Annotated in this window: 14 protein-coding genes; 6 read left to right on the top strand and 8 right to left on the bottom strand. The window is 48.8% G+C overall.

Annotated elements, in window-relative coordinates:
• Nucleotides 1-5: 5 nt before the first annotated feature.
• A complete protein-coding gene (locus tag DWW90_RS16410) occupies nucleotides 6-2,888 on the top strand; it encodes a glycosyl hydrolase (protein ID WP_122345739.1) in 2,883 nt (960 codons plus the stop codon).
• Between the two features lie 28 nt (nucleotides 2,889-2,916).
• A complete protein-coding gene (locus DWW90_RS16405; protein ID WP_122345761.1) occupies nucleotides 2,917-4,386 on the top strand; it encodes a glycoside hydrolase family 28 protein in 1,470 nt (489 codons plus the stop codon).
• A 284-nt stretch (nucleotides 4,387-4,670) separates the two neighbouring features.
• Here DWW90_RS16405 and DWW90_RS16400 read toward each other — a convergent pair whose 3' ends face one another.
• From DWW90_RS16400 to DWW90_RS16365, 8 genes are all read right to left on the bottom strand, one after another.
• Nucleotides 4,671-4,910, bottom strand: coding sequence for a DUF6722 family protein (locus DWW90_RS16400; protein ID WP_115500364.1), 240 nt, complete (start codon nucleotides 4,908-4,910; stop codon nucleotides 4,671-4,673).
• Between the two features lie 91 nt (nucleotides 4,911-5,001).
• Nucleotides 5,002-6,651 (bottom strand): hypothetical protein, encoded by a 1,650-nt coding sequence (locus DWW90_RS16395; protein WP_122345738.1) that lies wholly within the window; start codon nucleotides 6,649-6,651, stop codon nucleotides 5,002-5,004.
• 15 nt (nucleotides 6,652-6,666) lie between these two features.
• Nucleotides 6,667-8,994, bottom strand: a complete 2,328-nt coding sequence (locus tag DWW90_RS16390; RefSeq protein ID WP_122345760.1) for a GH92 family glycosyl hydrolase — start codon at nucleotides 8,992-8,994, stop codon at nucleotides 6,667-6,669.
• Nucleotides 8,995-9,103: 109 nt separating this feature from the next.
• Nucleotides 9,104-9,766 (bottom strand): hypothetical protein, encoded by a 663-nt coding sequence (locus DWW90_RS16385; RefSeq protein ID WP_147292122.1) that lies wholly within the window; start codon nucleotides 9,764-9,766, stop codon nucleotides 9,104-9,106.
• Nucleotides 9,767-9,804: 38 nt separating this feature from the next.
• Nucleotides 9,805-10,953 carry a 6-bladed beta-propeller gene (locus tag DWW90_RS16380; RefSeq protein WP_158582856.1) on the bottom strand — a complete coding sequence of 383 codons (1,149 nt, stop codon included), beginning with the start codon at nucleotides 10,951-10,953 and terminating at the stop codon, nucleotides 9,805-9,807.
• A 112-nt stretch (nucleotides 10,954-11,065) separates the two neighbouring features.
• Nucleotides 11,066-12,757 carry a hypothetical protein gene (locus DWW90_RS16375; RefSeq protein WP_115500360.1) on the bottom strand — a complete coding sequence of 564 codons (1,692 nt, stop codon included), beginning with the start codon at nucleotides 12,755-12,757 and terminating at the stop codon, nucleotides 11,066-11,068.
• A 305-nt stretch (nucleotides 12,758-13,062) separates the two neighbouring features.
• A complete protein-coding gene (locus DWW90_RS16370; protein WP_122345736.1) occupies nucleotides 13,063-14,712 on the bottom strand; it encodes a trypsin-like peptidase domain-containing protein in 1,650 nt (549 codons plus the stop codon).
• A gap of 184 nt (nucleotides 14,713-14,896) precedes the next feature.
• Nucleotides 14,897-15,124 (bottom strand): hypothetical protein, encoded by a 228-nt coding sequence (locus DWW90_RS16365; RefSeq protein ID WP_122345735.1) that lies wholly within the window; start codon nucleotides 15,122-15,124, stop codon nucleotides 14,897-14,899.
• 338 nt (nucleotides 15,125-15,462) lie between these two features.
• Here DWW90_RS16365 and pyrH point away from each other — a divergent pair, with 338 nt between their 5' ends.
• From pyrH to DWW90_RS16345, 4 genes are all read left to right on the top strand, one after another.
• Complete coding sequence (gene pyrH / locus DWW90_RS16360; protein ID WP_005867363.1) at nucleotides 15,463-16,173, top strand: UMP kinase; 711 nt, start codon at nucleotides 15,463-15,465, stop codon at nucleotides 16,171-16,173.
• 156 nt (nucleotides 16,174-16,329) lie between these two features.
• Nucleotides 16,330-19,035 carry a substrate-binding domain-containing protein gene (locus DWW90_RS16355; RefSeq protein ID WP_122345734.1) on the top strand — a complete coding sequence of 902 codons (2,706 nt, stop codon included), beginning with the start codon at nucleotides 16,330-16,332 and terminating at the stop codon, nucleotides 19,033-19,035.
• Nucleotides 19,036-19,417: 382 nt separating this feature from the next.
• Nucleotides 19,418-21,736 (top strand): TonB-dependent receptor, encoded by a 2,319-nt coding sequence (locus tag DWW90_RS16350; RefSeq protein ID WP_233547783.1) that lies wholly within the window; start codon nucleotides 19,418-19,420, stop codon nucleotides 21,734-21,736.
• Nucleotides 21,737-21,757: 21 nt separating this feature from the next.
• Complete coding sequence (locus DWW90_RS16345; RefSeq protein ID WP_122345732.1) at nucleotides 21,758-23,641, top strand: DUF4980 domain-containing protein; 1,884 nt, start codon at nucleotides 21,758-21,760, stop codon at nucleotides 23,639-23,641.
• Nucleotides 23,642-23,668: the final 27 nt, after the last annotated feature.

Genomic DNA, 23,668 nt, shown 5'->3' with positions numbered 1-23,668 from the left:
AAAATATGCAAAGGAGATCTTTTATCAAGCAAAGTGTTTTGTGGACAGCCGGATGTGCGGTAGGTAGCCGTATGCCACTCTGGGGTGCTGTCAGTGGGACTGATGAAGCGACGGGCGCAACATTGCGTTCCGGCGAATTATATAAGTTGTTCCGTAATCCGCAATCCATCTATCGCCCGTTTGTCCGTTGGTGGTGGAACGGCGATAAGGTTGAGGCCGACGAGTTGAAGCGTGAGCTGCACTTATTGAAGGATGCCGGTATAGGCGGAGTGGAAATAAACCCTGTTAAGTTTCCGGGAAATGATACGGACGACCTGGGAAAGAAATCCCTGCACTGGTTGAGCGACGAATGGATCGACATGTTGCAGGTGACTTTCGATGAGGCAAAATCTCTTGATATGACTTGCGACCTGATTGTCGGCTCAGGATGGCCTTTCGGGGCGGAGTTTCTGACAGGAGACGAGCGGGCGGATGTGGTGGTGAACTATTCCGAGAAGCTCAGCGGGCCGATCGACTATGAGGTTTCCCGCGATGGTCTGTTCTGTGCGGCCGATCCGGCTATCAGTTCCCCTTTCTTGGGTAAGAAAATGGAGCTGGTTTCCCTGCAATTGGTCCCTGAACCTTTCGGCAGCCTTGACCAGGCGATCGATCTGATGAAGAATGAGGTGGACGGAACGTTCAAATTTAAAGTGCCCGATGGCAAGTATGTTCTGTTTGCCCTTGTCAAGATACGTGGTTTCCTCGAGGTAATCAATGGAGCTCCCGGTGCGACCGGTCCTGTGTTGAACCACTTCAATAAGCCGGCCGTGCAGAAATACTTGAATAATATGTCCGACAAGATACAGAACCGCTTAGGCCCGTTGTCCGGTAATATCCGCAGCCTTTTCACCGACAGTATGGAGCTGGAAGGCTCGAACTGGTCGTACGACATGGCGGAGGAATTCAAGAAACGCCGGGGGTATGACGTGCAGCCTTACCTGCCTTTCATCCTCTTTAAGATGGGTAGTATGGGGAATGTACTGACCTATGAACCGAAAGTCGAGTTTACTCCTGAACTCGACGATACGATCCAGCGCGTGCGGTATGACTTTGAATACACGAAAGCCGAACTGCTGCGTGAACGCTTTACGCAGACCTATCTGGACTGGTGCAAGAGCCTGAACGTGAAATCGCGTGCACAAGCTTACGGGCGTGGTTTCTTCCCGCTTGAAAGTAGCTTAGATTATGATATTCCCGAATGTGAATCGTGGACCATGACCTGGCTGCGCCACCGTCTGGGTGAAGAAATGTCGGAAGAAGATTACCGTCGGGGCCGTGCTTATACGATGGTCAATAAATATGTCTCCTCTGCCGCCCACCTGCGGGGTAAACGCCTGATAAGCTGCGAAGAGATGACGAATACCTATACGGTCTTCAATATGACACTGGAACTGCTGAAGATCGGCGGTGACCAGACCGCTATCTCAGGAGTGACACATTCTATCTTCCACGGCTTCAACTATTCTCCGAAAGAGGCGCCGTTCCCCGGATGGATACGTTACGGGGCTTATTACAATGAGAATAATAACTGGTGGCCCTATTTCAAATATTATACGGCTTATAAGGGCCGTCTGGCTTCCGCCCTGCAGCATGGAACCATGTATGCGGATATTGCTATCCTGAATCCGACAGCCGATATGTGGAGCACGTTGGGTATGCAGAATGAACCGTTCCCCGCTACGACCAATGTGAAGTATAAGACGTTGGTATGGGAAGCGATCAATAAGAACGGCAGTGGTTGTGATTACCTGTCCGAATCGATTATCCGGGATGCCGAGATGAAAGACGGATATCTGTGTTACGGGCCTCGTAAATATAAGACGCTGTTCCTGATCGAAGTAGAAAGCATGGAATCTGCAACAGCCCGCAAACTATACGACTTTGTGGCATGTGGTGGCCGTATCTTCTGTATCGAAGCCTATCCGCATAAGTCAGTCGGACTGCGGGACCATGACAAGCACGACAGGGAAGTACAGGAATATGTCGAAAAGATGAAACAGATGGACGGCCGTTTTGTGCTGCTCCATAAACCGGAGAAAGACTTTGTCGGCTGGTATCAGGGTGTGCAGAAAGAGTATGGCCTGGCACCTTATCTGACAATCGAAAAGCCAGATCTTTATCTGATGCAAAACCGTTATCAGGGTGATAATAAGGAAGAAATATTCTTCTTTAGTTATGCCCATCGCTACGATTCCCACCAGACGCGCATCACTTTCAGCAACGAGATCGCGAAAGGTCGCCAGGGATGGGTATGGGATCTGGAAACGGGCGAACGTTATCGTCTGCCGTTGGATGCGAACAATAGTTACTTGTTTAATTTTGGGCCTGCCGATTCTCTCCTGATCGTATTCGATAAGCAAAAAAGAGGAAATGACTATAAACCGCTACCTGTCTCCGGTACAGACTTGAAAGACTTCTCGTCCGACTGGGATGTCGAGTTCCGCCACAGCCGTGAGAATACGGTGCAGAATGCACATTTCGACAAACTGAAGGATTTGAAGGAAACGGACTATGTGAACTTCTGCGGAACGGCTGTTTATAAGAAGAAAATCAATGTTTCCTCGCCAGCCGGCATGACGCTAAATCTCGGATTGGTGCATGGCGTGTCGGAAGTATTCGTAAACGGGCAGAATTGTGGCGTCAAATGGTATGGTCGCCGTATTCATCCGATAGCCGCCCAATTAAAACAGGGGGGAAATACAATTGAAATACATGTGGTAACCGTTATGGGTAATTACATGAAGACACTGACGGATAATAAGATTGCTCAGGCATGGACCCGGAGGCAGGATGTTATCCAGCCGGCGGGATTGGTCGGACCGGTCACTATGTATAGAGTTGAAAGTTGAAAATTAAAAGTTGAAAAATAAAGAAGATATGAAGATATTGAAGAAGATTGTGATGATGTGCTTTTTGATCGGGGCTGTGGTTCCGGTTTGGGCAAAGGATTATCAGATGACCATGTTCGGGATTAAATCGGATGGGACTACCATGAACACCCGTTCCATACAGAAGGCGATTGATTTTATCTCTGAGAATGGAGGCGGACGACTTGTGTTTAGTGTCGGACGTTATCTGACCGGAAGTATCCACATGAAGTCGAATGTGACCATTCATCTGGGAGAAGGGGCAGTGCTGGTCGGTTCCACTAATCCGTACGATTATGATATGGAGTTGAATGCCTGGTATGGTCTGATTCTGGCGAATAAACAGGATAATATCGGGATTACCGGCAAAGGCGTGATCGACGGACGAGGACGTGAGCTTGCTAATAATTACGTCAACCAGGTCTATTCCGGTGTCATTAATGACAAATTACAGTTGGGACGTGTCGCCAACCGTCCGAAATTAGTTTACTTCCGCGAGTGCAAGAACGTGGAGATAAAAGGGATTACATTGATGAATCCGGCTTTCTGGACGCAGACCTACGACCAGTGCGAGAACCTGTTGATCGATGGTATTACCGTCCACAGCCGCGCTTATTGGAACAATGACGGTATGGATATCGTCGATTGTAACGGCGCCCTGATCCAGAACTGCTATGTGGATGCTACTGACGACGCGATTTGTTTGAAGTCACATAGCGCTGACGCAATCTGCCAGAATATCGAGGTACGCAACAATACGGCTTGTTCCAGTGCGAGCGGTATCAAGTTTGGGACAGCCTCTACAGGCGGTTTTAAGAATATAAAGATTATCAATAATACGGTGTTTGATACGTTCCGTTCGGCTATAACGATCCAAGCGGTCGATGGTGGGCTGGTTGAAAATGTGATAGTGGATAGCCTGCGTTCCATCAATACGGGTAATCCTATTTACCTGGTTGTAGGGGAGCGCCGTGAGGGCCGCCGTAGCCGGATGGATAACGTACATATCTCGAATGTCTACGCGGAGGTCCCTGCCACAAAGCCGGATGCCGGATATGAGTATGAAGGACCGACGGAAGATAATCCCCGTAATATCTCTCCCTCCGGGATTGTTGGTTTGAAGGATAATAAGATTACCAATGTCTCGATCGAGAATGTAGAGATCGTATATCCGGGCGGTGGTAATCCTTTGTATGCGAAGGTTGGTCTGGACGAGTTGGACAAAGTGCCTGAAATGCCGAAGGCTTATCCTGAATTTTCCCAGCATAAAGAGTTACCTGCCTGGGGATTTTATGTACGCCATGCAGATGGGGTCACATTCAAGAATGTGAAGTTGACAGCCTTAAAGAAAGACTATCGTCTGGCTATCGTGTTGGATGATGTGAACAACGGCACATTTACAAAGATCAAGGTCACGGAACCGTCTGCCGGGAAGAAAGAAAATATCCATGCTTACAAATCGACGAATATAAAGAAATAAGGATCCTTTCTGCATATTCCGCACTATACACTATTTTGTACATGAAATATACTGAACTATAGTTTTGTTATATTGAAAAGTGCCTTGTTGGGTTATGCGGAAAGTTATGAAAAAAAGCGTACGTCTTTTCCCCGAAAGACGTACGCTTTTTATTTGAGAAACTTACGTTTATTTATCCCAAGATCTTATCCAACGTTTTCCGGCCGGGGTCAGAATAAAGATAAGATAGGCTAAGCCTAATCCACCTAAAATACTGTATAATAAAATTGCTGCACTCATTGTCATTATTTTTTATAAGTTATTAATGTAATAAAAGCACCAATGGCTATCACAGTAGCCGCTACTCCAGCTATATATATCACTGTTATTTTATCGGGAATCATATCCAGTGCCGCCGTGATAACAGCACCTCCGATAATCAACTTGGATATATCCAATAAATACCTTGCAACCTCTTTCGGGATGCTTATACTCTCTTCCTTAATCGGTAGCAGATGAAAATTTACATTCTGTCTTTTTCTCATAGCCAATGAATTTAGTTATACCAAAAGCAAAGATAGGAAATATTTTATGAGCTTTCCTATCTTTAAATATTTTATTTAGGTCTATTTCAAATCAGAAGTATCCGTGTGTTTCTACATCCCCGTACTTTAGCGCGACTTCTACCCGTTTAACCGTAAACGCATCTTTGTCTTCAGATTGGAAACCGATGCTGTTATAACCCTGTTTGAGGACATTTGCAGGCAGAATGAAAGCATACTCCTTCTCGTCCCCCTCCAAGCCACGTTCTTTGTCGTAGAGGTGGGTATAAGACGGCATTTCTTTTTCGATTGTCTGTCCGTTGATTGTCAGCCGGCAGGTTGCCGGGCGGCTGGTGCGGATAAACAGGATTGCTTCCTCCGGATAGCCTTCTTCTACGGCATCGCCGATATAGATATTCGCCTCTTTCCGTTCCTCCTTGTTGATTTTGAGAGGGAGGGGAGAGTCTGGCTTTATATTATACTGGACAACACCGTCCGATAAAGCATATACTTTGTTCCGGCCTTTCAATGTTTCCAGAGAACCTAATTCCTGGAGCAATTCGGGTATTCTGACACGGCAGACCTGTCCCCCGTCTTCCAAGTGCAGTTTTCCGTCATAATCGGAATAGTACTCGCCGAAATAGTAATTGAACAAATAAATGCCGTCTGCCCCCTGCGAGAGTATATGCGAGCACATGCCCCGGTGCATGCCATGCGACCAGAATTCTCTCGGACGATAGCCGCCGTCGTCAATGGAACTGTAGAATGGTATGTTCAGGTCGTCTCCCAACTCTTCCCGGAATTTGGCTACGGGCATTGCCGGATCTCCCCGCCAGTGGACACCCGTACTGATAAAATCCAGTAACCCTAAGCGGAGCCATTCGCGTATATCCAGACCCTTCATCATATTTTGTTCAACTGTCGGGGCCACACGCGCCGATAGCAGGATCTTTTTCCCCCGTTTGGCCGATACTTCGTCTACCTTTTTGCGGATATCTTTTACCAACTGGGTCATAAGCGGTGCGTTCTGCGGCCCTGTACCCGATTTGAAATAGACTATAAAACGCATGAAGTCCAGGTCGTAACCGTCTATCATGTCATACCTTTCGAGTTGTTCGGTGATAATCGCCAGCTTACGGTCGCGTACCTCCTTGATGGCGAAGTCCAGGGCACCTCCGCTGTTATAGCCTTGTGTCGTGTCGTTCAGCCAGTATTCGGGATGCTTGATCCAGAAGTCGGTGTACCAGATCGGGCAATGAGTGGTTGTGTCATTGAAATGCAGGTCATTCATCCGGTAAGTGATAAAGGCTTCCATCCCCTTCTCTTTTGCCCGCGTAAGTGTGTGGGCAACGAGATCGGTCCCCTCTTTTTCCAGATTCAGGTGATTGCGGTAATACTTGCGGAACGAATTATATTGGGCGGTATCACAGCCGCAATCCAGTGTGCCGTTCAGGTCGTCCCCCATTACATGCCCGTATTTGGAGCGTACATAGAAGAAGTCGCTTCCGGAGCACATCATGTAAGTCGTGACCTGCGAGTTTGCGACCATATCCACACACGAATCCAGGTCGGCCAGTGTCAGTGGACGCTGTTTGAACCAACGGTTCCCTAAAAGGTCGGAACCATCATTGTTATGAATGATCCTGAACGTGCGTTCGGAAGTCTTTTGTACATTGGGTGCACAGGCAAAAAAAGCCTGTGCACATAAAAGGATTGAGAGATAGTTAATTATAAGTGATCTCATGGTGTGTTGTTTTTTTTATTCTGCTGATGTTAACGAATAAGGCTTTTCCTCCTCCGTGAACAGCCTTTTCTTGTTGGGGGTTGAGGTCATTTGGAAGACGAGTTCGCCACCGTTCATGATGTCCTGCTGGGTGATGTAAGCCTTTTTATAGGGCTTACCGTTCAGGATAACGGATTTGATATAGCGGTTCTTGTCGTTGGCCTTGTCTGCTTTGATTACAAACGTTTTCCCGTTTTCCAGGTTTACTTTCATGTATGGAAGATAGGGAGTTCCGATTACATACTGGTCTGTTCCGGGACATACCGGGTAGAAACCCATTGCCGAGAAGATATACCAGGCGGACATCTGACCGCAATCGTCGTTTCCGCACAAGCCGTCGATGTTGTTCCGGTACATACGGTTCATGATTTCACGAACCCAATATTGTGTTTTCCAGGGCTCGGAAGTCCAGGTATATAAGTAAGGAATGTGATGGCTGGGTTCGTTCCCGTGTACGTATGTGCCGAGCAAACCTTCGCGGGTGACATCTTCCGTCTGGGCAAAGAATTCATCCGGGAGATGCATGGTGAACAGGGAGTCCAGCTTGTTGATAAAGCTGCGGTTACCACCCATCAGGCGGAGCAGGTCGGATGGTGCCTGCGGTACATAGAACGAATAGTTCCAGGCATTTCCTTCGATAAAACCTTGTCCGTGGGTGCTCAACAGATCGATATCTTCTTTCCAGCTACCGTCTTTATAACGGGGGCAGGCAAAACCCAAGCCCGGTTTGAATACGTTCCGGTAGGAGAGGGCACGCTTCCGGTATGTCTCTGCCGTTTGCTTGTCTCCTGTCAAAAGGGCCGTGTGGTAGATCGTCCAGTCTTCATAGGCATTTTCTAACGTGATGGATGCCGATATCGGGGAATTATCAAAAGGCACATAACCCAATTGTTTGTACTCGTCCGTATGGTCGTAGTAAGGAACGTTCGAACTGCTGATCATGGCTTTGACAGCCTCTTGCCTGTCGATCGGCAAACCTTTGGCAATGGCATCGGCAAGGACGGAAACGGAATGGTATCCGATCATGCACCAGTTCTCATTTCCCATATGCGACCAGACCGGCAGCAGATGATGCACGCTTTGGTTATAATGGGCGAGCATCGATTTGACTATATTCGCACTGACATCCCGTTTGATGATGTTAAACAACGGATGTAAAGCCCGGTAAGTATCCCAGACCGAGAATACCGTATAGTTGGTAAATCCGTCTGCCTGGTGGATATTATGGTCGATTCCTCTGTACTTGCCGTCCACATCCATATAAACGGACGGGTTGATCATGGTATGGTATAACGAGGTGTAGAGCATTGTCAGCTGGTCGTTGCTTCCTTCGGCATCGATTACGGAAAGGGCCTTTTCCCATTTGCCGTTTGTCTCGCCGCGGATCGAATCGAACGATTTGCCGCTTGCTTCCGCCTGCAGGTTCTTCACGGCTCCGTCTGTCCCGACAGCCGAAAGAGCCACCTTGATTTCGAGCGGGGCTGCGCCTTCCTTGAATTCAAAGTAAGAAACCACTTTACGGCCGCCGATCTCAGGGAAGTTCTCGGCTGTGTTGAAACGGCGGAAACCTCCCGGATAATTGACTTTCTCCCGGTCCGTGTAGCCATAATGTGTAATCGGTTGTGAGAACGAAATCGCAAAATAGGTGTAGTTCACACGGCTCCATCCGTTGGTAATACGGTAACCGGTCAGCAACGTGTCGTTTTCGACCCGGAGGTTTGCCCACAGTACTTTGCCGTCGTAATTATAAATGCTATGATTGAGGTCGAGTATCAATTGTTTTTTCTGGTCGGCGGGGTAGGTATATTTGTGGATACCGGTCCGCTCGGTCGCCGTCAGCTGGACTTTGATCCGGTCGTCGGCCAGGAATACTTCGTAATAGCCTGGACGGGATATTTCCGTGTTATGGCTGAAACGGGAACGATAGCCGCTATCCGGATTGTCGGCTGTGCCCGGATTTAGCTGTAATTTCCCGGTGAAAGGCATCAGGAGGATATCCCCCAGGTCGGAATGGCCTGTACCGCTGAAATGGGTATGGCTGAAACCAACAATGGAGCTATCCTTATGCTGGTATCCGGCACAATATTCGTAGGCACGGGGTTGATATACACCATCGATGTTGTGGGGAATGGTATCAGTGTCCGGACTAACCTGTACAATCCCAAAAGGGGCACAAGCGCCGGGAAATGTATGTCCCATTCCGTTTGTTCCGATGATTGGGTTTACCAAATCGGTCTTTTGCGCCATAACCGGTAAGACCATGCACGCAAAGGCGAGAATCAGCGATTTCATTTGTTTTTGCATATGTTTGTTCTTCTTATTTCCAGAGATGTCCAAAAATAGGAAAAGTAACGGATATGCAAATGTGCTTTTTGTCGGATTTCTATAGATATTTGGCTAATATGGAGGGCGTTTATAAAGCCTCTGCATATTTGACCAGCTCGAGAACCTGTTGCGGATCGTCGAAGTTCGTCTTTTGCGCTTTGATATATTTCTGTATTGTTTCTTGTTGCTCTTTCGGATATAGTTTGAGGAACTGCTTACTTGTCTCAAATGCTTTTTCTTTTCCGTTTCTCTTTGTTGTGTACCGCTTTTGGACATCGGCAATGATGATTTTCTCCGTTTCGAGCTTGAATATATGTCCGGCTGATTGGATGCTGGAATAGGAATCGACGGAAGCTGTTTCCGAACGTCCTCCGTAGCCGACCTGCTTCCCTTGTGGGCGGGATCTTCCTCTATAGGTGACTGCCAGGTAAGGATCCTGGTTTAGATGTTCCTGTGCCAGTCCTTTTGGTGTTAACTGGAAGGTACGGTTGTCTATCTTCAGTACCCGTACCATCTCCGGTTCGGCAAAAAGCTTGACATTATTCTTATCGTTCTCGTCAATAAACATAAAAGCATTCCTTGCCAAGCTGTAGTTGAGTTTTACTTTGAACACCCTGCCATCCTTGTAATAGACCAGGCTTTGCTGGAAGTCTTTGAACAGATATTCCGATTCGCCTCCCTGGGCGTGTACGGACAACGTGAATACCATACTGAGTAAACAGGTTGATAATATGTATAGAACTGTTTTCATAATTCAATCTATTAAATTTAGAATTTCTGTGTCTTATCTTATGTCTCAATGAGTAATAAAACCGGATTATCATCTTCTTTCACCCCTTCGATATCTCCGACCAGGTCTTCTGCCGGGATGAACAAGGCGATACGGTTCCCGTTGGCGTATAGGGAATAATCCGCGATTCGTATCTTTTTACCGGAAGGGAGTATGAAAGGAATGCCAACTTCCTCTTTTGTATTGAAGAACCGGGAGACGAGCCGGTTGTCTGATTTGCTCCAGATCTCTTCGATCCCTTGTTTATTCCGGGCATAACTAATCAGATAGTAGCCGGGTAAGGAGTAGATATTCAATTGCAGGATGTAGGGGCTTCCCTGTTGTAACAGTTCTAAGAATTTCTTTACTTCATCGGCTGGAATCGTATTTTTCCCTTTGTTCAGGATAAACTGCGGGATAAGTCCTTTGTCTGTTACGGAAAAGACACTGTCTGAGGTAGCATGGTTAAACAATAGTATATCCCGGTTTTTGCACCGACTTGTTTGTAATATAGTGACTGCTTTTTCCCTAATTGTCCATGATGTGTCGAACGGACATAATCGTTGAAGAATGTTTAAGTTCTTATCTGTAATATATAACTGGTTGGGAGCTTCCGAAGTCCCCCGGCAGATTACATAATCCTCTTTGAACAGGAGGGGATAGCTTATTTCAGATTCCGAAAAAGATATTTCTTTAATCAACTTTCCATCTGTGTTGTAAAAAATCCATTTTCTGTTTCCATTGTCGAAAACCTGAATCAGTGAGTCTTGCGGACTGTAGTCGATACGTGAGAGATATACATATTCGCCGGGGACGTTTCCGACATGGCGGAATGCTTTCAAGATAGTACCGTCTTTATCTATTTTGTAGATGGTCTGGGTTTGGAATTCTGCTGCAATATAGAAGTTATCACCCCAATAAATCAACTCTCTGGAGATGCCCATTAAAGTACGGCTATTAGTCGAAATAGGGACGAGGCGGATGTTTTTAGCAAGGCTGTTCCATGTAAACGTATCCGGCATTTGCTTGTCGATAACACTTGCCAGATCCAATACCGGCAATTCGGTCTTGTCTTCTTTCTGCGGAGCGGGTTCGCTTTGCTCTTGTTGCTTACCTGAACAAGCCGGCAATAAGTAAAGAATAAGGAGATACAGTATATTCTTTGTCATATTACATTGTGTTATAATGTGCTCCGAAAGATACGTATTGTTTTGGATATAACAAAAAAAGCCGCCTCTTTTTACGGAGGCGGCTTTTAAAGTATATGGAATAAGTTTGTTATTACTTAACCAAAGATGCAAATTCGCTGTTAGTTGCATATTTAGCAAATTCCAGATCGATAGCAGCTTCTTTAGCCATAGATTTGTCGGCGGCGATAGCAGCTTTCAGGTTGCTGATAACACCGTTAGCATCGTTTGTACGAGCAGCTACGACAGCTTTCAGGTAAGAAGTTGTTGCGTCAGGTTTAGCAACTGCGTTCAAAGTCTGAGATGCTTTGCTGTAATCCTTTGTCAGGATCTGAGCCAGAGCAGCGTTGTTAGACTTAACTGAACCGAAAGAGTTGGCAGCCTTAGCCCATTCGCCCTGTTCCAGATACAGAACACCCAGAGCTTCGCCTAATTCAGCAACGCCTGATGCGCTACCGAACAATTGCTGAGCCTTAGCCTGGTCACCCTTAGTCAGAGCGATCAAACCTAAGTTCATGTTAGCTTCCGGATTAGCTTTTACAGAGTTTGATTTGTTGAACATCTGTTCTGCCTTAGCCAGGTCACCAGCGCGGAATGCCATCATACCTACGTTGTTCCAAGCACGGTAGCAGTTCGGATACAGTTCAGAAGCTTTTGTATAGATAGCCATCTTTTCTGCGTCGTTGTTAGTCAGAGTAGCAGCGTACAGAATTTCTTCGATGTTCAGTTCTTTAGGATTGCTCTTAGCCAAAGCGCTGATTTCGTCGTCAGACTTACCGATGATTTCGATATTGGCAGTCAAACGAGAACGACGAAGTTGCGGCAGGATTGTTTCAGCCAAGTCAGAGTAAACAGCAGAGATGTTTTTGATTTCTTTTTCTCTTGTTTCAGGATCCTGGTACATAGAGAGAACTCTCAGCACGAGGTCTTTATCCTGCAGATTGGAAGCCTGTACCAATTCTTTGAAACCTTCCCAGTCCTGAGCTGTGTAACGAGCGTCAACCGGAGCGTCAACTTTCATTTTCTTCAACTCTTTAGACAGATATTTGCTTGTGTTGCCTTCACGATTTTCAGCCAGGCCAGTGTTCAGCTTAACACCACCGTCAGGAGAAGCGTAAGCAGAAATTTCGATTGCTACATTCTGGTTAGGAGCTTCGTCAGCATTCTTAACAAGTTCTTTCCATTCTTTGATAGCGTCAGAGTTCAACTCTTGTGCACGCAGGTTAGCCTGCTGGATAAGGAACATGATGTTAGCATCGTGAGCTTCTTTGATGATACGCTGGAATTTGTCTGCTGCGATAGCTGCGTTAGCAGTAGCTGCATCAGCCAATTCGGAAGTAGCGATCACGCCTTCGCCGATTTTTACATCCGGCAATTTAACTGTTTTGTTCTTGATCTTTGCATCGAAAGTCAGATACAGTTCGGATTTCTTCATTTCCGGTTTGTAAGTGAAAGCAGATTTCATGGTTACGTTAGCACCTTCTTTCTGCGGGATAACCTGGTTGTTTCCCTTTACTTTTTCACCTTGGTAAGTGTAAGATGTTCCCCATGCTTCACCACCGGCATAACGCAGAACCGGAGTTACGGTTACAGTTGCTTTCTTGTTGAACCATTTTGCAGGGAATGTGGCATTAATAGTCACAGGAACTTTGCCTCCGATGGCCTCAAGCGGCTGCGGTTCAGCTTTGATGTACTCTTCAGCTAACGGTTTCAACTTGTTAGAACAAGAAGAAAAAGTCAGAATTGCTGCCAATACAAGGAAAGGCAATAAATACTTTTTGTTCATAATTTGATGTAAGTTTAAAATGTTACTATGTTTATATATTCACTTTCAATCATTCCTTAGCCATCAAAGTGCAAAACTAAAGCATTTTTTTGTTATGAAGAGCAAAGAAGAAATAAAATCTTTCTAATTAATACTTATTAATGAATTATGAGGATCGTTTAGCGGTTTTAGCAACCTAAATATACGATAAATTGGGCTAAATGCGGTTGTTCGAGTAAAATCTCTTATGCAAATATACCTTTTGACCGCTCTGTTATGACTGCAATCTTTCTGCTATTCAGGCAGGGGCTATTGTCAAATTTTAATCAAAACAGCACCTTTTGAGTATAAAGTTTGTTATTATAAACAACTTTCGCAATGTACGCTCCGGCAGGGATGGAACCTATTTTCAGGGTTGTTTGTTGTCCGTCGAGCGGGTACTGTCTGACAGTCCTTCCGTCGAACGAGACCAGGGCAAGCGAAGCATGGCTTACAGGCGTTGCAAAGTCGATGCGGATTGTCCGGTGGTACTTGTCGGCAAACAGGATTACACCGCTTTCAGCCTTTATCCGCTCATTGGCTGTTCCCGTATTGTTCGGGTCCAATCCTTCGCAGATAGGAGAGTCGAGTCCGATGGGATCGAGCCAGTATTTGAGCTGCCGGCTGCTGTCTTCCGGATCGGACCAGCTTTTTTGTATGGAGAAGAAATAGTCTTCGACCGGCTTCCCGCATTGCGATGCCCCTCCGGTCAGCCCTCCGATGAGAAGGTTGCCTCCGTCGAAGAGGGGAGAGCCCGACGAACCTCCGGCAGTACAACCGGTCGCCCAACGGTTTACTTTCCAATGGGTATTCTCGTTAAATTCGGTAACGGGTATCTTATAGGTTGTAAGTTCCACGTCTCCCTCCACGAGATTCAACCGTTTCAGCGATCCGCCCGGATGGTGGATGCATACGTAAGGAGCTACGCCCGCATCCTGTGCATTCCAACCGGCATAGTAAGCCCGGTAGTCGGTGGGAGGCGTATCCAACAATTCCAGCAATGCCATGTCGGTCTTTTCATTCACCGCCCGGAAATGGGCCGACGTCAAAGTCTGGTCGGTGCGCCCCGGCTCTACCGGATCGCATTGTGGGCTGTTGTAGTTGAAATAGCAGACGATGTTGCCGGCAACCTCCTCATAATCGGGGTTTTCTATACTGAACTGATTGTTCAGGCAATGAGACGCCGTGAGCAGGTAGGGCTTTCCGTCGTTTGCCGTATTGTTGACGAGTGTGCCGGTGCACCCTATTGTCCCGTTGATGATCAGCAGGAGGACGCTGCGCTCGATATCATCGTATCGTGTTGTCGTATCCTGATAGCAGGCTACAGGCGGCATGCACCAATAGGAAGGCTGGTCGGGTATCGGTTCGGACACCCGGAAGTCGCGATAGCCGTGATTCACTTCGCCGACGGTGAGTCTGCCGGGAAAAGCGGCATCGGCCGGTTCCTGATATTCGACGATCAGTTCGTCGCCCGTAATCGGGGCGACTGGCAATAATCCCAACTCGGAGTTATTCAGATGATTGAAAGAACCCAATACTTCCGTCTGGTCGCTGTTGTAGAGAAACAGGCGGCTGCTTTCGGGTAGGTGGTATTCGCTAAACATTATATTAATGGAAAGAGCGTTACGGGAACGGATTCCGAGCCTCCAGACTTTCGTGCCGTCAGGTAGGGTAAAATGAATGCCTGAATTATCGGGGGTATAATCTGTCATAAACTTATAGGCGAAACGATAGCCGCTGCGTAGGTCGGTCGCTTCAAGCGAATCGAGGCGGAGTTGTTCCGATAGGTCGAATTCCGGCATTTGTATGAACATCTCGTCCGTCAGGCTTTTTGTGGCAGAAAGAGGCAATGGCTGTCCGCCATGACTGATCTGTGCCTTGCCGGAAACACAAAGAAGCAGGCATAACCCGATGTAAATAATAGAATCCTTTATCATAATGGCACAAATATACGATTTTAAAGAAATAATATACTTATTTCAACTCCATTTTAAAATCGTACCTGATGTCTGCCTTTCGTGGTTTTTAGGCATTAGGACGGTCGTAATCGCCATTACGACCGTCCTAATGGGGTATGCACTCGGCACCTCGCAAAGATTAAGACGGTCGTAATGGCGAACTTTAATTCTTTTTGCTCTTTTCCTGTTCGGCTGCCTGGTGGACACGGTCGGCTACATATTCGACTTTATTCAGGCCCGCATCTTTCAGGCTTTCGGCTTCGTCTTTCATTTTCGATGCAAATTTGTGCATATGTTCGTGCATGCAGTGGAATTTCCCGTCGTCTTCCATTTTGCGGAGTACATAACCTGTTACCACTCCGACTACCATACCGATTAATAAATCTTTCATACTGAATACATTTTAAATGATTACTACAATTTAGTTTCGTGCATTGAAAACAAGGGGCGAATCCGTATTGTTGCGGTTTTTAAAGTATTTATAAGTATTGCGGCATTGTTTAGGAAAAATATACGGCAACCCGTTTCTTTCCGCTGAAAGAGGGTTGCCGCATAAAAGTTAGGAATAAGGTCCTGGTAAATAACAAAGGTAGGGCTGCAATGTTACAAAGCTGTTACAATCGGTATACAGTAATATTAAAATCTTTTACTAAAACAGGGAACGAGTATTGTAGGATCATTTAAATGCTGTATTTTTGTGGGTATAACAATCAAACGATAAAGATAATTATGGCTCAGTACAAACGTATCCTGTTAAAGTTAAGCGGTGAGTCGCTTATGGGAGGAAAACAATATGGTATAGACGAAGTGCGTCTGAATGAATATGCGGCACAGATCAAGGAGATTGCCGAAATGGGTGTCCAGATCGGTATTGTGATCGGCGGCGGTAATATATTCCGGGGTCTGAGCGGGGCTTCCAAAGGCTTCGACCGGGTGAAGGGCGATCAGATGGGGATGTTGGCTACCGTTATCAATAGCCTTGCCTTGAGTTCTGCGCTCGTTGCCCAGGGGGTGAAGGCGAAAGTGCTGACGGCTATCCGCATGGAACCGATCGGCGAGTTCTACAATAAATGGCGGGCCATCGAGCTGCTGGAGCAGGGCAATGTCGTGATTATGTCCGGCGGAACAGGCAACCCGTTCTTTACGACCGATACAGGCTCTTCTCTGCGGGGTATCGAGATCGAAGCGGACGTGATGTTGAAAGGAACCCGCGTCGACGGTATCTACACGGCCGATCCGGAGAAAGACCCGACGGCAACCAAGTTCTCCGACATCACCTATGACGAAATCTATACACGCGGCCTGAAGGTCATGGACCTGACAGCCACAACGATGTGCAAGGAAAACAACCTCCCGATCATCGTCTTCGACATGGACACCAACGGCAACCTGAAAAAGGTCATGAGCGGTGAGAACATCGGGACGCTGGTGCATAATTAAGAAATAATGAACCATAATATTGTCATGGAACACAGATCACATGGATTGGGCGGATGACCACAGATCTATTTGTTAAAAACAAATCTGCGGTCATCTGTTTTATCGGTGTCATCCCGTGTTCCATGATAATATAAACAGGTTCATATCAGCAAATACATGAAACACACCTATTACATAGCGCTCCTTCTCTCTTTACTCCTTTCTGCCTGTGGCGGGAAGGAAAAGGATTATGTGATAGGTATTTCGCAATGTATGACCGACGATGATTGGCGGCAAGCCATGATCCGCGAAGTAGGGATCGAGGCATCCAACTATGATAATCTGAAAGTCATTATTAAAGATGCCGACAGCAACAACGATCGCCAGATCGAACAGATACGTGAACTGATCAGGCAGAAGGTCGACGTCCTGGTCATCTCCCCCCTGGAATCAGCCCCGCTGACGGCAGTTGCCGAAGAGGCCTACCGCGCCGGTATCCCGACAATCATTACCGACCGGAAAGTCAACACCAGCCAATACACCACTTTTGTGGGAGCCAACAACTACGAATTAGGGGTGACCGCCGGGAAATATGCCGCCCGCTACCTGCCGCCAAATGCCACAATCCTCGAAATATGGGGTGCGAAAGGCTCTTCCCCCGCACAGGAGCGTCACAACGGTTTCCGGGATGCCCTCTCGGAGCGCAAGGACCTGACTTTCGTCCCGGTGGAAGGCGAATGGAAACAGGATATAGCCGCCGGACGTCTCCGGGAGATGAAACTTACCCAACCCGTCGACTTTGTGTTTGCCCATAACGATGTCATGGCGATCGCCGCCCGCGAGTATTTCCTCTCGACAGACTCCGCCCAAGGGAAACGCCTGCCGGTTATCGGTATGGACGCCGTAGCCGAAGCCGGTTTGCAAGCCATCGCCGACGGACGCATCGACGCCTCTTTCCTCTATCCGACCGGAGGCGAACAGGTTGTACGTACCGCCATGCGACTGATCAACGGCGAAACGGTCGACCCCTTTATCCCCTTGCATAGCGGCATCGTCGACAAGGAAGCCGCCCGTAGCCTCCTGTTGCAAACCGAACGGTTGCTGAATTACCAGCAGCGTATCGAGACGCAGCGCACCCGTATGGACGAGCTGCTGAACCGTTTCCTCTTCCTCCGGAGCTCCGTCTGGGTGATTACGTTGCTGATGATCGGCTTTATCTCCCTGTCGGTCTACGTCTTTTATATCAACCGGAAGATACGGCTCGCCAACCGCGAACTGCGTGAGATAAACAAGAAAGAGGAGGAACAGCGCCGCAAGCTGATCTCCCTCAATGCCGAGATAGAAGAGGTGACCGCCTCCAAGCTCCAGTTCTTCACGAACATCTCCCACGAGGTACGTACGCCGCTCACCCTGATCCTGGGACCGCTGGACAAGCTGATCGGCCTGCTCCACGACTCGCCCTACCTGCCGGACCTCGAGCTGGTCCATAAGAATGCCGGTCGCCTGCTCCGGGTGATCAACCAGATACTCGACTTCCGCAAGGTCGAGAACAAGCAGGAGAAACTGAAGATACGCGAGACGGAGATCGTCTCCTTCACCGGCGAAGTGAAATCCTATTTCAACAGCATGGCGAAGGTACGCAACATCGACTATCTCTTTACCGCCGATACGAAAGAATGCCGTGTCTGGCTCGACCCCGATATGATCGAGAAGGTGATTGTCAACCTGCTCTCCAACGCCTTCAAGTTCACGCCGGAAGGAGGGCGCATCGCGGTGAAGCTTTCCGTCTCCGAAGCGTGGGTGACGATTGTCGTCGAGGATAACGGCTCCGGCATCCAGCCTGAAAACATCCCGTATCTGTTCAACCGCTTCTATTCCGAAAACAGCCGGACGGGGACGGGCATCGGCCTCCATCTGGTGAACGAATACATCCGGATGCACAACGGCCGGATAGACGTGGAGAGCACGCCCGGCAAAGGCAGCGCCTTTACGTTCAGCCTCCATCGCGACAAGACGCAGCTGAAAGGCGAATACATCACCGAGATACCCGTTTCGCCCCTTGCCTACGACGCCTCCTGCCTCGACGATTCCGGACAGAAGGAGTTGCTCGCGAAAGAATATCCCTACACCGTTCTGGTTGTCGAGGACGATGACGAGGTCCGCACGTTCCTCTGCCGGGAACTGTCCGCCAACTTCCGATGCTTGACAGCCGTCAACGGGAAGGTCGCGTTCGAGCTGCTGAACACGGAAGAGATATCCCTTGTCCTGAGCGACGTCATGATGCCCGAAATGAATGGCTTCGAACTCTGCAAGGCTGTCAAGACAAACCTCGCCACCAGCCATATCCCGCTTATCCTCCTGACGGCACTGACCGACGAACGCCAGCGTATGTACGGCATCTCCGGCGGTGCGGACGGCTATATACAGAAACCCTTCCGGATGGACTTCGTCAAGCTCCGCATCATCCGTATCCTCGAAGAACGCAAGAAGCTCCGCGAGACGCTGTTGCAAAAGCTGCAAAGCAGCAACCTGCTGATGGGCGAGCCGGAGAAGGTCGAGAACATGGACGACTTCTTCCTGCGTAAGTTCCTGACCCAGATTGAACAGGTTTATGCCGACCCCGAATATAACATCGAACGGCTGAGCGACACGCTCGGACTCTCCCGCGGGCATCTTCACCGGAAGATCAAAGACCTGACGGGTACGAGCCCCGTCGACTTCCTCCGCAACTACCGCCTGAAGAAAGCCGCCGTCCTGTTGAAACAGAGGCAATATAACGTAAGCGAAATCGCCTACCAGACCGGCTTTTCCTCCTCCGCCTATTTCGCCAAATGCTTCAAGGCGGCCTACAACGTGACGCCTACCGAATACCAGGGAAATTAATCGCACCCGATTGCTTATAATTAATCGCATCCGATTACTGGTAAGGACACATACCCGATTACTTATAACTAATCGTACCCGATTGCTTAGAACCAATACGACCTATTGCTTAGAACCACAGGTACCCTATTGCTTAGAACCAATACGACTGATTGCTTAGAACCATATGTACCCTATTGCTTAGAAGCAATACGGCCTATTACATTTGTCACATAAACAGGACGGATTTGACAAGACCCGAAACTTTTTTATGGCATGAGACATTTGTCATACTTCCTGCTTCATTTGTTATCGCCCGCCTGTCCGGAGCACCCTACTTTTGCCTCCGTAAAACGCATTGCCTCGAAAACATTTTAAAACAATCTATATGAAAACTGTTGCCATGAAAAGGTATTTTATCGCGTCCCTTGCCGGCTGTTTCCTTACATCTGCTCTTTATGCACAAGAAGCTGTAAAGGATACGATCCCTTCCGGTAGCGAAAAGAAGGGGGAGACGAACAGCCGTAACGTCATGCTGAACGCAGCAAGTGCTAATGGTCCCCGCGAGATCTCGATCGGCCTGCCCGGCGGAGATGTCAACGTACTCGAGAACGGCCTTCCGGTCGTCTATAATTCGAATCCCCATAACGTAAACACGCATTGGCGCGGCGACGGCAGCCTCTCGCATATCGGACTGATGAAGATATCCGAGACAGCCATCACGACCGGTAACATCGGCTATGCCGTCAACTCGTTCACCCAACTGGGACTCGACGGAAAGAAAGCCTTCAACGGCACGCTGAACTACAATACCAACCATTTCGGCCGGCAGCAGTTCGACCTGAACCTGAACGGAGGGTTGGGGAAAGGCTGGTTCTACAGCGGAAGCATCTACCAGAATTTCGACCCGGGCTCGTTCAAGTTGCGCTTCGCCCAGTATCAGGACCGGACGGAAATCTATAAGTTCGCCCTGAGCAAGCGCTACAACGAAGGGCGCGGACAGTTCTCCGTCATCTACCATTACAGCAACAGTCACTGGCTGTCTAACGCGACCACCGGCGCTCCCTTCATCTATGTCGGCGACGGAAGCGTGAAAGAGATTCCCGGCTTCAGCCTCGGAACTTCTTCCTACCTGCCCAATGTCGGCACAATCCCTTACCTGGATATCCGGACGGGAAAAGTCGGGAACGTCAACCTCTATGATGCGACCGCCAGCCGGGGCAACCAGGTGACGCTCCTCCATTCCTACAAATGGGATAACGGGCTGGAATGGAAGGTCAATATGAAGTACGACCACTCGCAAGGCTCATACCTCTACCAGACGCCGATGGACATGAAAGAACAGGATGCCTCCGCCGGCTATCAGACCCGTCAGGCCGACGGTGCGTTCCAGCCTTACAGCGGATACGTGCAGAGCCGTATGTCCTGCTTCAACCGGGGCAAGATAGACGAGGTGTTCTTCACGACCGAACTGTCGCGCAAGTATGGCAACCAGACCTGGCGCATCGGGCTGAACGAATGGTATTACGATGTGGATTATGCTTCCAACACGACGATGTACGACCACACGGTCGAGGCTTACCCACAGATGCTCTATAACACAGGCTCCGACAAGGTGCACTATTACGGCGATACGCCCTATTATAACTTCAACCAGAACGCCTCCGAATATTATAAGGGGCATGAAAACAAACTGGCGCTTTATGCCACGCACGACTGGGATATCACGGACAAGCTGAACGCCTATTACGGCGCCCGCCTCGAATACCAACGCCTGGAAGGGGAGAACCTCGCCGTCTACAATGCCGAGGGGAATGCGGTTGGACGTTTCAACGATTACCATATCGGCGCTGTCGCTGCCGACGGGACGGTGATCGCACCGCGTAACTTCAGCTACGACTGGCTGAACATGGCCCTGACTGCCGCCCTGACCTATAAGATGACCGGGCAGTTCGGCCTGACCGGTGACTTCACCTATATCACACAGCGTCCGAACCTGTCGAATTTCTCTCCGGCGGATATGCCGAATGTAGATAAAATAACCGTACCTTTAGGACGTGCCGGACTGTATTATAACACGGATTGGGTGAGCCTGACTTCCCTGTTCTCCTACATTGCCAAGACAAACAACAACTCGACGTTGAACCTGATCAATCCGAACGACCCGACAGGCAAGGACATCAAGGCGGCTCCGCTGAGTTACGACATCAAGACGATGGGATGGACAACGGATGCGGTCTTCAAGCCGTTCAAGGGTTTCGACTTCCACTTCCTGTTTACCTACCAGGTCCCGAAGTACAAGAAGTATGAGACAGGCGTCACATTCCCCGACGGAAGCGTCTCCAGCATCAATGCGACAGGCAATATCGTGGCCGAAATACCGAAGGTCCTGATTGAACTCGATCCGAGCTATATGATTACGAAAGATTTGAAAGTCTGGGCAAGTTTCCGTTACTTTAGCAAGACGTATGCCAACATCAACGATGCCTATTACTTCAACGGACGGTGGGAAACCTTCGGCGGACTGAACTGGCAGGTCAACAAGCATCTGGCGTTGAGCGGAACGGTCATCAACTTCCTGAACCAGACCGGTGCGAAGGGCAGCATCTCCGGCGCCGAACTGGTCGAGAAGAAAGATGCCGACAAGTACAACGGGGCGTGGATGGCCGGCAGCTATATCCGCCCGTTCACAGTGGAGTTCAGTGCAACAATTACTTTTTAACAATAAAGACTATTACATAATATGAAAGCATCGATTTCAAACATCAGCAAGAGCCTCGTCATGAGTGCAGCCGTTTCATTCGGTCTGGTATCCTGCCAGCCGTCCGGCAAGAGTGAGTTTAAACTGGAACAGCAGGGCGACACCCTGACGCTTGTCCACATTACGAATCCGACCAAATATCTGTTGCTTCCGGTCGAGGAGAAGACACCGGAAGGACAAGTCTGCCTCGTGACAGGCGATGCCGCCGATACGGATATGGATGTCCGCCTGGCAAAGCAGCGTGTCGACTATTTCGTGCCGTTCGAATTGCCTGCGGGCGCAAAGAAAGCGCTTGTACGCATCCGCAAGACACCGAAGGACGCCGTTTGCTGGAGCCGGATTCAGTTGTCCGATACGTTCGACACGGCAAACCGCGACAAGTTCCGCCCTCTCTATCACCATACGCCGCTCTACGGCTGGATGAACGACGCCAACGGGCTGGTGTATAAAGACGGCGAATATCATCTCTACTTCCAATACAATCCTTACGGCTCCGTATGGGGCAATATGCATTGGGGGCATTCCGTCAGCCGCGACCTCGTTCATTGGGAACATCTTCCGGTAGCCTTGGCGCGCGACACGATGGGACATATCTTCTCCGGCAGCTCGGTTGTAGACCTGACGAATACGGCAGGATATGGCGACGGCACGATCGTCTCTTTCTACACCTCCGCCAGCGACCGGAACGGACAGATCGAATGTATGGCGTATAGCAAAGACAACGGCCGGACATTCACCAAGTATGAAAAGAACCCCGTCCTGACCCCGTTCGACGGGCTGAAGGATTTCCGTGACCCGAAAGTCTTCTGGTACGAACCCCAGCAGAAGTGGGTGATGATCGTATCCGCCGATAAGGAGATGCGTTTCTTCTCTTCCAAAGACCTGAAGGATTGGACCTACATGAGCGCTTTCGGCAAAGGTTACGGCATGCAGCCGAGCCAGTTCGAATGTCCGGATATGGTGCAGCTCGCAGTCGATGGCGACGGGAATCATAAGAAGTGGGCGCTGATCGTCAATATCAATCCCGGTTGCCTGTTCGGCGGTTCCGCCACACAATATTTTATAGGAGACTTCGACGGCACGAACTTCACTTGCGACACGAAGCCCGAAGTCGTCAAATGGATGGACTGGGGCAAAGACCACTACGCAACGGTTTGTTTCTCGAACACCGGCGAACGTGTGATTGCCGTGCCCTGGATGAGCAACTGGCAGTACGCCAATATCATCCCGACCCAGCAATACCGCAGCGCCAACGCCCTGCCCCGCGAACTGACGATGTATTCCGAAGGAAAAGACATCTATATGGCCGTCAACCCGGTAAAAGAACTGGAGGCTTTGCGGAAGGAAACGAAAGAAATCCCCGCCTTTACGGTCGATAACGGAAAGGAATTTACTATCGAAACCCTGTTTGACGGAGGCGACGGCGCTTTCGAGATGAACATAGACCTGACGACCAATGCCAACTGCTCCGGCTTCAAACTGATGAACAGCAAAGGCGAATATGTCGACATCTATTTAGATATGAAAGAAGGCAAGCTGGTGATGGACCGCGTACACAGCGGAATAGTCGACTTCGGCAAAAACGCCATCCCGCACGAGAAGGAAGCGCACGACAACCGCGTGAAGAACTCCATCAACTATGTGGACGACTTCGCCCTTGCCACTTGGGGCCCGCTTTCCAAAGACAAGCAACATCGGTTGCAGCTGTTCGTCGATAAATGCTCCATCGAAATCTTCCTGGACGGCGGAAAGGTAGCCATGACAAACCTCGTATTCCCGAATGAACCGTACAACAGCCTGTCTTTCTACAGTCGGAACGGTTCGACAAAGGTCAACGCTTGCAAGCTGTACGCATTAGGCTTGTAGGAAAGGGAAACTGTGAAAAGTTTCACT

Source organism: Parabacteroides sp. AF17-28 (genome assembly GCF_003479205.1).
Taxonomy (GTDB): Bacteria; Bacteroidota; Bacteroidia; order Bacteroidales; family Tannerellaceae; genus Parabacteroides; species Parabacteroides acidifaciens.
This window is presented reverse-complemented; position numbering and strand designations above follow the sequence as displayed.